This is a genomic window from Mesorhizobium sp. M7A.F.Ca.CA.001.10.2.1 (genome assembly GCF_003998575.1).
Classification (GTDB): domain Bacteria; phylum Pseudomonadota; class Alphaproteobacteria; order Rhizobiales; family Rhizobiaceae; genus Mesorhizobium.
Map to the genome: position 1 here is coordinate 1 of NZ_RZQY01001112.1, position 1,021 is coordinate 1,021.

1 protein-coding gene and 1 pseudogene are annotated in these 1,021 nt (G+C 64.9%); both read right to left on the reverse strand.

Features of this window, described 5'->3' with window-relative positions:
- Positions 1 to 715, reverse strand: a pseudogene (locus EN964_RS35495) (translocation/assembly module TamB); the annotation flags it as partial.
- Positions 716 to 718: 3 nt separating this feature from the next.
- Positions 719 to 1,021 (reverse strand): BamA/TamA family outer membrane protein (locus EN964_RS35500; protein WP_164776461.1); only part of this gene is annotated, 303 nt, incomplete at its 5' end.

Below are 1,021 nucleotides of genomic sequence, written 5' to 3' on the forward strand. Positions count from 1 at the left end.
GCCCGGTGCCCGAGACATCTATGTCGACCGGCGGCGTGTCGGGCAGCTTGAGCAGGTTGGCGATGATACCGCCTGCCGGCTCCGAGGCCTTCAGGTCGAGATCGAGCCTGTTGTCTGCCGGCGCAAAGTGGATCTTGGCGTCGACATTACCTTGCTTGCCGTCATGACGGGTGATGTTGAGCACCGTCTCGACCGCCAGTGGCGCGGCATCGGCCTTGACCGATCCCTTGGCCGCAAGCTCGGCGATGCCGCTGCCGGCCAGTTGCTGGCCAAGCGCGATCTCGGGCAGATCGATCTGCTTGATGTCGATGGAAACCGGCAGCGTCGTCGTACCCCCGCTCGGCGCTGGCTGCGTGCTGGCCACCGGCAATCGCGCCAGTTCGATACGCTCGGCAGCGATACGGTCGGCGCTGAAGTTTTTCGACAGCAGCGCCAGCGGCGACCAGTCGACGGCCACCTTGCGCGCCACCAGCCAGGCGCCCTCGCGGTCCTCCAGCACGACATGGTCGACGCTGAGCGCCCCGGACCAGATGCCGTCTATGCCGCTGACCGTGATCTTGCGGTTGTCGTTCGAAGCCAGCCGCGAAATGATGCCGGCGAGATTGTCGCGGCCGCGCTCGGTCTTGGTCAGCACCACCAGCGCGCCGATCGCTCCCGCAACCACGATCAGCAGCGTGTAAAGGACAATGCGGAGGATGCGCCAGACTGTTTTCATCGCTCAGAATGCCTGCCCGATGCCGGCATAGATGCCGAAATGCGGGTCACCCGGATCACGGTTGAGCGGCACGGCGGCATCGATGCGCAGTGGCCCGAACGGCGTGACATAGCGCAGCCCGACGCCGGCGCCGACCTTGACATCGGAGAAATCGGGAGCTGATTTGGTCGATACGGTGCCGGCGTCGACGAACGGCACGATGCCGATCGTATCGGTGATGGCGATGCGCATCTCGACCGAGGTTTCGAAGAAGGACAGGCCGCCGATCGGCTGGCCGGTGAAGTCCTTGGGTCCGATGCCCTGATA